The sequence below is a fragment of the Sulfitobacter delicatus genome, assembly GCF_900102535.1.
Classification (GTDB): domain Bacteria; phylum Pseudomonadota; class Alphaproteobacteria; order Rhodobacterales; family Rhodobacteraceae; genus Sulfitobacter; species Sulfitobacter delicatus.
Map to the genome: position 1 here is coordinate 1 of NZ_FNBP01000001.1, position 13,581 is coordinate 13,581.

General features: G+C 52.1%; 9 protein-coding genes. 2 read left to right on the plus strand and 7 right to left on the minus strand.

Going from position 1 to position 13,581, the window contains the following annotated elements:
- Positions 1 to 923: 923 nt before the first annotated feature.
- Complete coding sequence (locus tag BLS57_RS00005; protein WP_244153561.1) at positions 924 to 1,688, plus strand: transglutaminase-like domain-containing protein; 765 nt, start codon at positions 924 to 926, stop codon at positions 1,686 to 1,688.
- Entirely contained in the window at positions 1,678 to 2,643 is a 966-nt protein-coding gene (locus tag BLS57_RS00010; protein WP_093737957.1) for a cation diffusion facilitator family transporter, read from the plus strand. The genes BLS57_RS00005 and BLS57_RS00010 overlap by 11 nt, the downstream gene beginning before the upstream one ends.
- A gap of 741 nt (positions 2,644 to 3,384) precedes the next feature.
- Here the strand turns inward: BLS57_RS00010 and BLS57_RS00015 are convergent.
- The 7 genes from BLS57_RS00015 to BLS57_RS00045 form a co-directional block, all read right to left on the minus strand.
- Positions 3,385 to 4,713, minus strand: coding sequence for a replication-associated recombination protein A (locus BLS57_RS00015; RefSeq protein ID WP_093737960.1), 1,329 nt, complete (start codon positions 4,711 to 4,713; stop codon positions 3,385 to 3,387).
- Between the two features lie 86 nt (positions 4,714 to 4,799).
- Positions 4,800 to 6,992: an AAA family ATPase gene (locus tag BLS57_RS00020; RefSeq protein ID WP_093737962.1), complete on the minus strand. Its 2,193-nt coding sequence runs from the start codon at positions 6,990 to 6,992 to the stop codon at positions 4,800 to 4,802.
- A gap of 3 nt (positions 6,993 to 6,995) precedes the next feature.
- Positions 6,996 to 7,430: a hypothetical protein gene (locus tag BLS57_RS00025; protein ID WP_093737964.1), complete on the minus strand. Its 435-nt coding sequence runs from the start codon at positions 7,428 to 7,430 to the stop codon at positions 6,996 to 6,998.
- Entirely contained in the window at positions 7,430 to 8,095 is a 666-nt protein-coding gene (locus BLS57_RS00030) for a hypothetical protein (protein WP_093737966.1), read from the minus strand. The genes BLS57_RS00025 and BLS57_RS00030 overlap by 1 nt, the downstream gene beginning before the upstream one ends.
- Positions 8,088 to 10,097, minus strand: a complete 2,010-nt coding sequence (locus BLS57_RS00035; RefSeq protein ID WP_093737968.1) for a hypothetical protein — start codon at positions 10,095 to 10,097, stop codon at positions 8,088 to 8,090. Before BLS57_RS00035 ends, BLS57_RS00030 begins: the two co-directional genes overlap by 8 nt.
- Positions 10,082 to 12,331 (minus strand): hypothetical protein, encoded by a 2,250-nt coding sequence (locus BLS57_RS00040; RefSeq protein ID WP_139186604.1) that lies wholly within the window; start codon positions 12,329 to 12,331, stop codon positions 10,082 to 10,084. Before BLS57_RS00040 ends, BLS57_RS00035 begins: the two co-directional genes overlap by 16 nt.
- The gene (locus tag BLS57_RS00045) at positions 12,328 to 13,491 is read right to left on the minus strand and encodes a tyrosine-type recombinase/integrase (protein ID WP_093737972.1); all 1,164 of its coding nucleotides are present in this window, start codon (positions 13,489 to 13,491) and stop codon (positions 12,328 to 12,330) included. Before BLS57_RS00045 ends, BLS57_RS00040 begins: the two co-directional genes overlap by 4 nt.
- Positions 13,492 to 13,581: the final 90 nt, after the last annotated feature.

The window sequence follows — 13,581 nt, forward strand, 5'->3', positions numbered from 1 at the left end:
AGGTGTGACCTGCGCGTCCCAGGCGGCCTTCTCCTCCTTGGTGGGCCGGGTGGCTGCCAGTAGCGGGCCAGCGATTGGAGTAGAAAACAGCGCACCGCTGGTCTGGAGAAAATGTCGTCTTGTCAGCATCATTCTTATTCCTTCAACGTTAGGTAGGCAAACTAAGCTTAAACAAGACCACTCTGCCGTTCAGTAAGGAAAGCCTGAAGCAGTATGGCCTGTTTGACTCGAATGCCGTTCTTCGCCTGCGGTCCTAACTCCTAAAGCCGCTGTAGGTTCAAGAGAAATATTTCTATCGAACCGGGCTTCTTGGAACCTAAATCCGTTCCCTTATTTGTGTTAACACCCCTACTCGGGCGGTTTCTGTGACGAAAAAAGCTACTTCTAGCAACTGATGATACGAGTTCACCGTTTCAATTCTCTGCCAACGGACAATAGCAGGCGGTTTGCGGCCAAGGGTCAAAGGCCGGCTTTTATGAATGTATAACGCCAGCCACTTCCTGACGCGGGCCATTGGCGCTGATCCGTTTTCACAGGCATACAGGCATGTAAGTAGCCCCATAAACCCCAGCTAACGCCGCAGCCCCCAGCTAAGATGTAGTTAAGGAAACGGTCATCGCTATCCATTGGCATGTGGGCACCTCACCATCGCAGCAGATTTTTCCACACAAATGAACTGAGCTAACCGCCCTGAACGGAATTCGAGTTCTTAGGTGGTCCGAACTTGTAGTTGGCTTCGTGTAGCGCATTAACCTAGGGATCAACCTCCAGGATGTTCAAAATGGATTTCGACTTTTTTGGTGATGGTGCCTCGCGGGAGCGAACATCATCCTAGTAGCGCAGCGCACGGGATAACTTTCGACTTGAAGCTACATCTACTGTAGCAATTACACTTGTCTCATCACGATTCGATGGAGACGGGAATGAATGCCGACACAACTTTGCTTCAGCCGACAGAATTACTCGACTTTTGCCGAGGCCCGATCAGTAGTCTCATCGAAAAGCGTGGCTGGCTGGCGCTTTCCGAACATGGTCGGATCGGCGCAGCATATGATTTCGTCCGTAATGAGATCCACTTCGGCTATAACCGCGCGGACAACATTCCGGCCTCAGTCGTGCTGATGGACGGCTATGGCCAGTGCAATACTAAGGCCACGCTGCTGATGGCGCTTCTGCGCGCGCTCGGTTTCCCTTGCCGGCTGCATGGCTTCACCATTCACAAGGCTCTTCAGCGTGGCGTCGTGCCCGAAGCAGTCTACCCGATTGCGCCGGTAGAGATCCTGCATTCATGGGTCGAGGTTCGCGTTATTGGCACCTGGGTGAACCTCGAAGGCTTTATTCTGGATACTGACTACCTAACCCGGCTCCAAGCGCACTTCCCCGGACGCAAAGAGTTCTGCGGTTACGGCATCGGGACAGATTGTCTCGGCGCACCACCGGTCGACTGGCGCGGTGGTGACACCTACATCCAACGCACTGGCATCACGCGCGACCTCGGAACATTTGATGCCCCGGATGAATTCTATCGGCAACATCGGCAGGAATTCGGACGCCTTCGTGGATGGCTCTACCGACACGGAATTCGCCATTGGATGAACGCACGTGTCGCCGCGCTCCGGTCGGGCCGCTTGGTCCCCTCGCCAGAGATTACGGCCCACAATCAAGAGGAGCCGCATTATGCCGCATGATCACGGTAATGCCCACATGGACCCGACTTCCGGGGACCGGAGGGTATCGGTCGCCATTTGGGCCAATGCTCTTCTGACTGTTGCGCAGGTCGTCGGCGGCATCTTTTCTGGCAGTCTTGCCCTCATTGCAGACGCACTGCACAATTTCTCTGATATGGCATCGCTAGTCATCGCCTTCGTCGCGCGCAAGATTGCCCGGCGACCGGCAGATGAACGCATGACCTTCGGCTATGGCCGGATCGAGATCGTAGCGGCGCTGATCAACTACACCACCCTAATCCTTGTCGGCGTCTATCTGATTTACGAGGGCGCGATGCGCTTTATCGAGCCAACGGAGGTCGCTGGCTGGACCGTCGTTATCCTCGGTTGCGTGGCGCTCGCGGTAGACAGCTTGACCGCATGGCTCACCTGGTCGATGCAGAAAGGCAGCGTGAACATCCGCGCGCTCTTCCTACACAATCTATCCGACGCACTGGCCTCAGTAGCGGTGATCATCGGGGGGACGCTGATCATTCTCTACGACGTGACTTGGGTCGATCCGGCGATCACGATTGCCATTGCCCTCTACATTCTCTACCTCGCCCTGACCGAAATCGGAAAGCCGATCCGTACGTTGATGCTCGGCAGCCCCCCCGACATGGATAGCCGTGCAGTGGTCCGGGCGATGACCGAGGTGGATGGTGTCGAGGACGTGCATCACGTTCATCTCTGGCAAATGCAGGAACACGAAGCAGCGCTCGACTGTCACGTGGTGCTGACAGAGGCGGGCTGGAGCCGCATCGAACCGGTCAAGGCGGAAATCAAAGAACGGCTGAGTGCGGAGTTCAGCATAATGCATTCCAGCTTTGAGTTCGAGAACATCCACCACGCGCACCAGAACGTCCAACTCTTCGGCCACGGCGACGTAGAGAAGAAACCCGACCACGAAGACAACAAAGATACTGAAAGACAGTGACAATGTCACCGGCATCGTTTGCCAGAGCAAACGGTATGGAGCGCACTCATGCGCACAAGAATGAAGAGTGGCGGACCATCCGGCCAAGTCGGTGGGGCGAGTGAAATGCCTCCACGATAAGGCCCCACAAACTGCTTTCAGACAGCGTTAAAAGACCGAACGCCACCCCGTCAGAAAATCGACCCTACGTCCGAAGTGGCCGTCGGGTAAGCTGCGGGCATCGCTTTCACCTGCGCCGCCCCTGCCAGTGATGAGTTTCGCTCCGTCATGTGTTTCACCGATGCGCTTCTGCGAACATCAGCCCGAGGTATCGGTGAAGCTCACCTCGATATCGCCCCTCTCTCGTGCCCCTGAAATGGTCCTGTTTTTTAGGACAGCTTTGTGGCTCAGCTAAGATGTAATTTGGTTGGTTTCATGCCGCCCTCTGGGTCCGCTCTGCTTCAACGAATGCGTCGTCAGAGGATTGTTTGTCGAGAGCCGTGTGTGACACCTCGGAGTTGTAAAACCCGACCCAGTCTTTGATTAAGCGCTTGGCTTGAAACCCGTCCTGCAATTCATGCAGATATACAGCCTCCTGTGCGAGTATTTGGTACCAGCGCCTTTTCTACCGCGGAAGGTAAAAAGTCTATCAGGCGATAGCCCGGTCGCAACAAACAATGAGGGCCAACCTACGGCCCTTAATGATGAGAGCGGTCGGCCCTCATTGCTGCGAAATGATCGGCGGGGCGCACCTACTAGTTCTTACCCGCCTTCGGAGTTGCGGACTTTCCGAAGCTTTTCGAAGTAGCGAACCCTTTTTGATAGTTCTCGCTCGAACCCGCGTTCAACAGGCAGATAATGCTGGGGCCTTGCCATCCCATCAGGAAAGAAAACCTGACCAGAGAAACCGTCGGGAGCATCGTGATCATATTGATACCCTTCGCCGTATCCAAGATTCTTCATCATTGCTGTGGGCGCATTCACGATGTGCATGGGGGGAGGTGCGGAACCGGATATTTTCGCATCAGCGCGCGCGGCTTTGTGTGCCAAATAGCCGGCATTCGATTTCGGGGCCAAGGCCAAGTAAATTGCGGCCTGAGATACAGCCAGATCGCCTTCGGGACTGCCAAGCTTTTCGAAAGTGTCCCACGCGCTCAGACAGATACGGGATGCCTCCGGATCTGCCAACCCTACGTCCTCCCATGCGATCATTGTCAGCCGCCGCAGGATAAAACGAGGATCTTCGCCGCCCTCAAGCGCTCTATGGACCCAGTAAATTGCGGCCTCGGGGTCAGAACCCCTTATCGATTTCTGGATGGCACTTGCGATCGAGTAGTGACCATCTGACGCGCGATCATACTGCGCCGCGCGCTGTGTCAAGCGATTGGCCACTTCCTTTGCAGAATAGATATGGTCCCGGGGCCAAGTGAGCGTGCTCTCGACCAAATTCAGAAGAGCTCGCCCATCACCATCCGCCATGGCACAAAGGAGCTCCTTCGCTTCGTCGTCCAAAGGCAGGGGGCTATCAAGAACCCTCTCAGTGCGTGCAATTATGGCGGATAGCGCTCGTTCGTCAAGGCGCTCCAAGACCATCACCTGACACCGGCTAAGCACAGCCCTGTTCACAGAGAATGATGGGTTCTCTGTCGTTGCTCCGCATACGGTAACCGTCCCGTCTTCCATCACTGGCAGCAAGGCGTCAAGCTGGGTCTTGTTGAAACGGTGGATCTCGTCAATGAAAAGGAGTGTTCCCTGCCCCCTGCGGTGGCGGCCGCGCGCCGCCTGGAAAGCCCTCTTAAGGTCCGCGACGCCACTGAATATTGCACTGATCTGCTCGAAATGAAAATCCGTTTTCATAGCCAGCAGCCTGCCAATAGTGGTCTTCCCGACGCCGGTCGGCCCCCACAGGATTAGAGACGAGATTTTCCCTGCTGCCAACATGGAGCCCAGCGGACCATCGCCGGCCAGTAGCTTGTCTTGACCGATAACTTCCTCGATGGCTTGAGGCCTCAGTAGGTCAGCCAAGGGGCGGGTCTTAGCCTTTCCTGTTTCAGGCTCAGTCGCATCGTCTTGTTGCTCAAACAGGTTCATTCGTCGCTCCATTCATTTCCCCAATCAAAGGCACATCAGGTCTTCGTTCGAGGTTCGCGACAAACGTGCATCGAATTCGGGCCACCTTAGAAGTCCGCGTCCAGGTGCTGTAAAAGGTTAGTCTTTCGCTGGAGGGCGATTGAGCCTCGATCCACCGCTTGCTGGACCAGGCCCATATCCTCACTGCAAACAATTAGTTTCTTCTGTGCGCGTGTCGCGCCCGTGTAGAGCAGCGTCTTATCCAGCATGTGCGTTGCCCTTCTGTTCAAGACGAGGATTACGTTCTCCCACTGCGACCCCTGCGCCTTATGGATGGTCATAGCGTAACCGAGGCTCATCTTGTCCAACAGGTCTGCATTTAGATCGAACATCCGGCCGCCGATCTTAACGCAGCCAAGGTGCCCGTCCTCGGTTTGTTCATCGAAGATCTCCACGATGGTGCCGAGATCGCCATTTCTAACGCCAATGTCGTAGTCGTTCTTTGTTATGAGGATTGGATCGTTCAGGTAGAACTTGCTGCCTGTGAAATTTACGTAGTCATAGACGCCGTCCTCATGGACTAGACGAACTACAGGACGGTTGAAGCCCAGCCGGCGTTGCATGCCCATGTTCAGGTTTCCGACACCAGCTTCGCCAGCTTGCATCGAGGTTAGAATTGCGCACCGTTCAGCCCCCCCGTGAACCTGGAACAACTGACCAATTTCATCTGGGTCGACGCGTCGTAGGACAGCGCAATCAATTTCCACTCCCTCCTGATAGTCAGGCAAAGCTATGCACCCGTGTTGATGCCTCACCGCCGTTGCAAACCGATGAATTCCGCTCTCGGCTCCTTGGCGTTTCACCTCAGTTAGTTCGACGGCCGGGAAGGTCGATTTCATAATGTTATGAAACAACAGGCCGCCCCCGACGGGCGGCAATTGGTCCACGTCACCTACGAAGATAAAACGCGTGGCAGCAGGTAGGTGTAGCAGAAGGGCGTGCATGGAATATAGATCGACCATACTGGCTTCATCGATCACAACGATGCAATGGTCGGGACGCTGGTCCTGCTTCTTCCTTGCCATGTCCGCACAGAACTTAGCAATTGTCGAAGCAGGTCTACCAGTGGCTTCAACCATCCTTTGTGCAGCCCGCCCTGACAACGCGACCTGGAAGATATCAACACCAAAGGAGACCCTCTCCAACACCGTCACGATAGCCTGAAGGATTGTCGTCTTGCCCGTCCCTGCTCCGCCCGATAGCGCGAACACGTTCATACTTGACGCAAGCAACACCGCACGCCTTTGCTCATCCGTGAGCCTGAATTGAATGGTCTGCTCAAATTCGCGCAATCGCTCCTTAACCGCCTCAACGGTTAGATTGCACTCCCAATCCGCCGCGCTGCTGCCCGCGCCCGGCGGTCGAAGGATTGCATCACGCAGCCTCTGCCCCGTAAGGGCCTCAAGCAGAAATTCCCCTTCAAGTTGAAAGCCGTCCTCGCCACGGATATAGCCGATGAGTTCCTGTTCCATCGCGTGCCGCAGGACGACATTGAAGTCGACACCCATCTCTCTGCATTTCTTCTCGAACGCAGGCCGTAGCATCAAAGTCGATGACGTAGCGCGACAATATTGCGAAATGAGATCAGCTGCCAACGCAGCTTGGTATTTCGGGTGATCCGAGGCAAAGCCCAACCCCTTTGCAATCTTGCAGCACAGCTCGAATGGGACGTCGAAGTTCAGCAGCCGAAACGGGTTCTCCTTCAACATCGCGATGGTTTTCTCACGCCAAACCGCCGAAAGCGTTTCAGCCAGCTTTACCGGCAGATGGTGATCAGCAAGCCAGTTGATAGCTGCCATGTAGGCATCGCTTGGGAATTCCAGTAGCAGTGGGCCGATGGACCGACTCGGAACCCCAGCCTCCAAAAGCGAGCTAATGTCCCGTTCCTCGATGATCTCGATCAAGCGAGGATTGCGGGCCAGGCGACCAGCCTTGACCTCCCCAATGCCCTTCACGTTTCTCTGGAGCCACGTTTCCAGCAAGCGAGTGTTTGGCTTTACGAACCGAGCTGTATGGGCTTCGAGATGATCCTCGATGATTGTGTATCCGCCGGCCGTGAACGTTGTCTGTGCCGTCGGCCCGTCGACTTCCCACAAGGAACCAACCTTGGCAGCATCCTTGCAGGCTTCTGGCAGCGAAACAGAGAGGCTATTCGCCACGTGTATGACGCTGCCATCAGCTGCGATGCGCATGGCGCTGACAGAGCCATTTCGACGCCTCTTCGATACCTGGATGAGCATGGGTCAGCGGAAGTCTTTCGTCGTCTCCAAGAAGGCATCTCTCGCCGACTTGAAATGCTTCACCTCTTCGAGTTCACGGCGCAATTGTCGGTTCTCCTCTTGCAAGCTTGCGATCCGCTGCAACAGCTTCGAATTCGACGTCGCTGTGCGCTTCATTCGATCATTGGCTCTTTCCCTCGCGGCGCTTTCCTCAGCGATGGATTTGGATAGGGCTGGATGTTGCGAACCCCATCGAACGTCGAGTTCTTCGACGAGTTGTTTGATGGCGGGGTTCTGTCCAAATGAACGTCTGTTGAAGCCAAGCTCAGTGGCAACCTCCTTGCGGTTTAGCTTACCCCGACGAATATAGTCCGCATGATCACCCCGCGCTTCCCGCTCAGAGACCCATGCAACGAAGCGAGCAAAGTTCTCGCTCCCTAATTGCCGACCGCTGGACATTATTCCGCCACCTTCATCTGGAACTTGGTCCTCAACTGATCTTTAAGCCTGCTGATCTCTTCGTATGCTTCAACAAGCTTCCCTTGTAGTCGCTCTACATCCTCATCCAACTTGGCGTTATTTTCGAGAAGACGATTGTTCTGTTGGAATAGCGAAACATAGGAATGGTTCTGGGACGCTAGGCGATCGGCCATGTTTTGCTCGAACGCCGCTTTGGCATACTCCGAAAGCTTTATCTGCTCGAGCTTACGATACTTTTCAAGCAGGGCGGAGTAGGCGGCCTTTCTCTCAGTTGCTGAGGGCCTAGCGTTGCTCAAACTCCGGGCCTTGATCGCGGCCTCCAAGCGCGTGTTCAGCGACCCTATGAACTCTACAGTGCGCAGAACATCTCGCCGATCCTTATTTCTGAGGTGTCCCTCGTTGAGCCCCGCTGCTTTGTTGAGAGTTGCGGCGACCAATTTCCACTCCTTGATTTTGACTGTGCGTCCGGGCTTCAATCCCCGGGTGAATGCCAGCTTCTTCTCGAACGCTACGAGTGCGACATCCACAATGCTTTTGTAGCTTTGCGCAACATCAGCATCATAATACCAGAGAGGCGGGCGAGCTTTGTCAGGCAGCTGAGGAGAGAAATCGAGATCAAAATCTTCCATTTCAAGGTCAGACATCCACCTTCTCCATTTTTCTCACCAGAGCCTCCAGAGCCCTAAGAGTCTTTTGAGCGCCATCAACGAACAGTGGGCCGATCAGATCATTGCCTTGCCATTCCTGAGCCTCCGCTCGGTAGGTCGCAAGACGTCGTTTTAATGTCAGGAAGTGAGGATCATCCTTGTTGTCAGTTTGTTTTATTATGCAACTATTTACACACCCTACGCAGCTATCTACATCAGCCGTTTGGGTTCTTGGAATACCCGCTTCGTCACGGCAATTCGCGAGTTGTTTTGTGTTCTCAGTCAAAACACATAAACCATATTCATGAGGGGTGACAATCGGCTCGCCAACATGCTCTTCTATAATCTGCCTAATGGTTGCATCACGCGCACTCTTATCGTGCATCTCGACTAAACCAATATTGTCCGCTTGCCTCGTGAGGAATTCACCCAGCTGCCCATGGAGGGTGGCAGCACCATCTACGTATCGACTGACGAGTTCAAAAATCTGGCGCCTACCAAGGTGCTGATACTCCGACAGCTCGACCTTATTATGCGTGTAGACTCCAGTCATTTTCGACCCGAAATGGTGCCGGTAATGATCGCGGATAAGTGGCATAATATTTCCATCGAAACGGCGCATGGCAAACTCGGCCCAAGCATGGCGGAATCCATGAGCTGTTACGTGCGGGCAATAGTTACGGACATCATCACCCTGTCCCTCAAGAAAAATCTCGTAGAAGGAATTAACCTGCATCGTAACGTTAATAGCGTTTTTATTCAGAGAGTATACCGGCTGGTTCTGCGAGTTGAAACTATACCTAAAGTAGGAGAAAAGCTCTTTCCTCCTCTCGCAGGTCAAGCCGACGCCACCTAGACCATCCAGGACATCGATAAAATCGGCGACAGCAGCCGAAACATGCCGATCCGTAACGACCCCATGGTTGGTTTTTTCGATGTTCGACGCGAAGATATAGTCCGCCCCCTTTTTCTCGAACGCGTCGCGTGCCATTCCGCTCGCTTCACTATGTCGGATACCAGTCAAAATAAGAATCGCCAAATAACATGCTGTAAGAAGATGGTCCCCCTTTCGGGTAATTGAACTCTTAATTGAATGTGTGCCAATCGCGAATGGGATTGATGGAAGGGGAAGCTGATCTCTCGACTTCACGTTCGGGTAACACTTGCAAAGCTCCTCGAAGAACACTTGATCTACAGACCAAGCCTTTAATCGGCTGCCATAGCATGTGCTCCGTTCACCAAAATTTGAGAAAAATTGGCCAGCGGTCTTCCAACTAGGAAGCCTTCCCTCTTCGCGAAGCCTTCGTTCCGTTTGAAACCACGCGAGGACGTATTTGGTCTCATCCGATTTTATCAGCTGGAAACAATAACCTAGGACAGCCAAAGCAATTTCGAAAGGAACGATCGAAAAACTTCCGCCAGCCCGCCAATCTGCGTAGCTTTCGCCGGCATCTCTCACCCATACTGAGCAAAGGTCTTCCCAACGCCCACTTAGATTAGACGCCGGTAAGTACTGCTCAGGCACCAAACGGTGCTCCGCGTACCGCAGATCATACATCCACGCAAGTAGACGAATTCTACTGAACACCGTGGGCCCCCGAGCAATCGAACCATCGATATTGTGTATCACGAGCTCTATAAGTTCACTCTCACTGAGATCAGCTAGCAGTCGCCCCTGAAACTTACTGTTCATGAAATGAAATACTGAGGCAATGTTACCATAGGTAGAACTCATGCTTCTGGGACTCTGCACAGTCGCAAAGCCATTATCCACCCCTTCACAACGCAAGAACACAATATTCTTTGCGACCAGCTGCTGCCAGCTTCGAAGCTCCCCGAAACGACTCCTAAAGTCAATTTTCACTACCTCGCCTGAATCGACGTGATGAATAAACCAAATATCGTCGAAATACTTACCTGGGTTCTTGGCGTAACAAGAAGAGTCAATGAGAGGAGCACCGTCAGACGAACTAGCAGCATCTATCATTCCACGATCCATGAGTTCCCCCCTTCCGATATCGGTGCATGTGGTATCCTGCGTTCCAAATGCCCATATTTTTCAGATGCATCTTTCAGACTGACAGCACTGAAGCGCTTCAGGAGCAACTCAAGAAAGTTAAGCTTTGCCCACGCATTGATAGCCTTGTCGAGGTCTTGGGTGGCAAAAAGACCCTCTAACTCTCCCTCGATATGGCGCACCTCTTCCATCATCATGCGAGCCGTGAGACCGGAATCGAAGAGATAAATCATTCCATCCTTTTTAATCAAACCGCTTTTTTCGACAATAAATTTCTCTGCCTTGGCGGCCGCTAGGATTGTTTCGGGAGGAGCTTCGAGACTACTTCCCCGCAAGCCTATAAAATCCACTAAAGCAGAAACTGAAAACGGGCTTGTTCTCTCCTCCCATTCACCAATAATATCATGTGAAATACTGGCCATTTCCTCTGACACGGCGGCGGCAAACGCCCTGCCCTTCCTCAGCTTCACTTTATCTCTCGACCGCGCCCGATAGATTTCCTCACGGGTCTTCAATGTATGAAATTCATTCTGCGCTTGTCGTGAGAGTTCATCTGGATCTTCACTGTAATAGGACTTCAGCAGCGTAGTGGATTTAATGAATCCTCCTCGTTTTGCTTCTTCCGCATATACATGCGACTGAGCAATTGCCGAAGGAAGCAGCGCTTTAGCCGTACGCCTTTCGACGTCACCAAAATTAAACGCTCTGCCATTCTGACGTTTGACTTGAACGACGCTTAAGTATATCTGTTTAACTACAATTAAGTTTGCGTCTGACAAACCGTACTCGATCAGCCCTTCCGAGTGATCGGAGAAAGCCAAATGATAGAAATTCCAGGTGGAGCTAAAACGGGCAGTCTGCGGTTTATAGGGTGATATCATCGCTTCAGAAACGACATTCCCCAATGGGCGCTGATCATAGTCCCACAGATATGCTTTAAGCGCTCGACCCATCCTAGTATTCTTCTTAATACAAACGTTCTCGGCCTTACCACTCCGCCCCTTGAAGCTTCTAATCCAAATTCCTGTCGCATCTTCATCAATTTGCGCCCGTTTGAGGCGAACCGTGTTAGACAACTGAATTCTTCGTGATGCCAACAGCCAGACAAGGCACGTCTCTTCTTCCAAACTGGGGCCTAAGAAGTCGAGAAGTGAAAGCATTAATCTGGACATAATGGAGAAATTCTTCCCTCCATTTTCCCAAATAGACCATTGAGATTTCGGGTATGAACATGACGCAGTGACTTTCAAAAGCTGGTCTGCGAAACCCTTCGCTCCATTTTTGGCCAAATTCACTGCGGATGAAAAACGTTCGAAATGTATTGACTTCCGCCATTGGGACATTGCGATTGCATTGAGAAACGCATCATCCATAGCCACCAGAATCTCGATGTTAATACCCAAGATTTCGAACCACTCATTCTCCCATTTCAGAACTCTGGGTGAGTACGCTTGTGTTCTTTCAATCTTCTTGAGCCGTTCCACGCCGATCCGCGTCACCGCATCACAGATCTTAGCATATAGCTCTGGATGTTCGTTCCGAAGTCGCTTTCGAACATCTGACCATTTTCGGATAAACGCAGATGCATAATCAGTAACAGCATCGATGTACTGCTCATTCGTATAGTTAAGACTATCGCCGAATACATCTTCGAGAGACCTGGTCGGGTATCTTTCTACCGCTCTTAGGTTTGGCCAATAGCCGCTATCGAGGGCTTTTGCCCCCTTCCCCCCGATAAGGGTTCTGATCTCGCGCTTCACTTTTAGATCATCGCTCTTATCGGCGGCTTTATTGAACAGCCTCTTGGCGTCGTCCATGCTTGCCTTAATGCTGTATTCTGATGTCAACTCAGACTTTAAACGCTTGAGTAGCGCTCTTCCAAAATAACGCCTGTCTGATTCTTCACCGCTGACCGCTACCTTCACTATATATTCAAATGCTCTTTTATAACTTGGCACACGGGAAGCTGTGATGCCCGATTCTGGGGAATTTATGACTGCAATCATCGGCCCGATATATCGGTGGCATCGTAGTTGGGCAGGGACGCCAACCTCTTGAACCACGCCGAGGCTATCTACACCAATCCGTGCCACCCCCTTCAATGTGCCTGGTACATTCTGGACGTTGCTACGGTATTCTGCAGCATAGTCGCTCTCTTCTTCAGTAAGGCCTCCACGAATTAAACGCGCTTCCGCAAATGAAGATCGATTAGTCATTCAAACTCCTCCGTCAAGTAGCGGACTTGGCTGGCATCAGATGTTTGATCGACCATTTTGGCATTCTGTTCTTCGGCGTTGCCATGGAGAAGGATTTCGAAGTTGATGTATATATTCGTGGTGTCGAGACTTTCATGCCCTAACCTCTCTCTAAGCTGCTCATAGTTTTCGTTCAAAGCGCGAAGCCTATTTGCAAGGTTAGTCGCGTAGGTATGTCTCAATCCGTGGAATGTCCGTGTCCGGCTATGCCGTATCCACATATCGAGATTGGGAGTGTTCGCATTCCCATTCAATAGTATGGCGTCCTTGCAAGACTTATAAATTTTTGACGGATATGACGTGCTTAATCTTCTGTCGCGCGCCGACCCAAACGCAATATCGCCCGACACATGAAAGGTATTAACATAGCGGAGGATATCCTTCGCCAAGGCAGTTGGGAAAGCAATCTTCCGTACCTTTCCGGAACCCCGCCCCTTACCAATGATTGCGTACAAAAATTCGTTTCTCTGGCTGCTTTCAGCTTTCTTCAGCTCACTCCTAATTCTTGGAATACTGAAGTTGTCGGGATCAACAATTTCAGCGCCGCGGCAACCGGTCTCGTAGGCTACACGAAGTATGAGTTCATCTCGCCTTCTTAGCCTCGCGTTCTTTTTAACAACGTAACCAGAGAGGGTTTCGAAGTCTTTATAGGAAAGGTATTTCGCGTAAAGGCCAAACGGATCGAGTGAATTCTTTGTTCCGGCCGCCAGATTCACTTCCTCTTGCAGACTATGATTTATGTATTCCGATACCTCTATAGCCTTCTCAATGAACCCCAGATGCTCCATCGCCCTATAGAACTTTGCGATGAACCCGTGATAGTGTTCAACGGTAGTCGCTTCTAATCGCTTCTCTTGAAAGAGATGTTTGTCTAAGTATGCTTCGAGAAAGAACGCATCGACTTGGAGAGGCTCTATCCCTTTGCTTTTGGCAAAGTTCAGGAAATTTGCGACTTGGTGAGCCAGTTGATCATAGCCTCTCGGCTTCCGGTAGTATTCATTCATGAGCCAGATAGACGCAGGGAAGTAGGGTGCGAGCGTATCACCGTCTCGGATCATCTTGACGGTTCTCACCATGCCTTGGTGTTCGACTTCGCAAGTGACAACCTCAAATCCGCTCATACTGCTCCTGATGATGATCTGCAGGCTGTGGGCAGGTAGTTAATTCACCATTCAATATTACATTTTGCCGTAAAAATATACCCCGTCGTC

Excerpts from the sequence above, each read along its gene's own strand:
- BLS57_RS00005 (WP_244153561.1), top strand. The coding sequence starts at position 924 with ATGAATGCCGACACAACTTTGCTTCAGCCGACAGAATTACTCGACTTT.
- BLS57_RS00010 (WP_093737957.1), top strand. The coding sequence starts at position 1,678 with ATGCCGCATGATCACGGTAATGCCCACATGGACCCGACTTCCGGGGAC.
- BLS57_RS00015 (WP_093737960.1), bottom strand. The coding sequence starts at position 4,713 with ATGAACCTGTTTGAGCAACAAGACGATGCGACTGAGCCTGAAACAGGA.
- BLS57_RS00020 (WP_093737962.1), bottom strand. The coding sequence starts at position 6,992 with ATGCTCATCCAGGTATCGAAGAGGCGTCGAAATGGCTCTGTCAGCGCC.
- BLS57_RS00025 (WP_093737964.1), bottom strand. The coding sequence starts at position 7,430 with ATGTCCAGCGGTCGGCAATTAGGGAGCGAGAACTTTGCTCGCTTCGTT.
- BLS57_RS00030 (WP_093737966.1), bottom strand. The coding sequence starts at position 8,095 with ATGTCTGACCTTGAAATGGAAGATTTTGATCTCGATTTCTCTCCTCAG.
- BLS57_RS00035 (WP_093737968.1), bottom strand. The coding sequence starts at position 10,097 with ATGGATCGTGGAATGATAGATGCTGCTAGTTCGTCTGACGGTGCTCCT.
- BLS57_RS00040 (WP_139186604.1), bottom strand. The coding sequence starts at position 12,331 with ATGACTAATCGATCTTCATTTGCGGAAGCGCGTTTAATTCGTGGAGGC.
- BLS57_RS00045 (WP_093737972.1), bottom strand. The coding sequence starts at position 13,491 with ATGAGCGGATTTGAGGTTGTCACTTGCGAAGTCGAACACCAAGGCATG.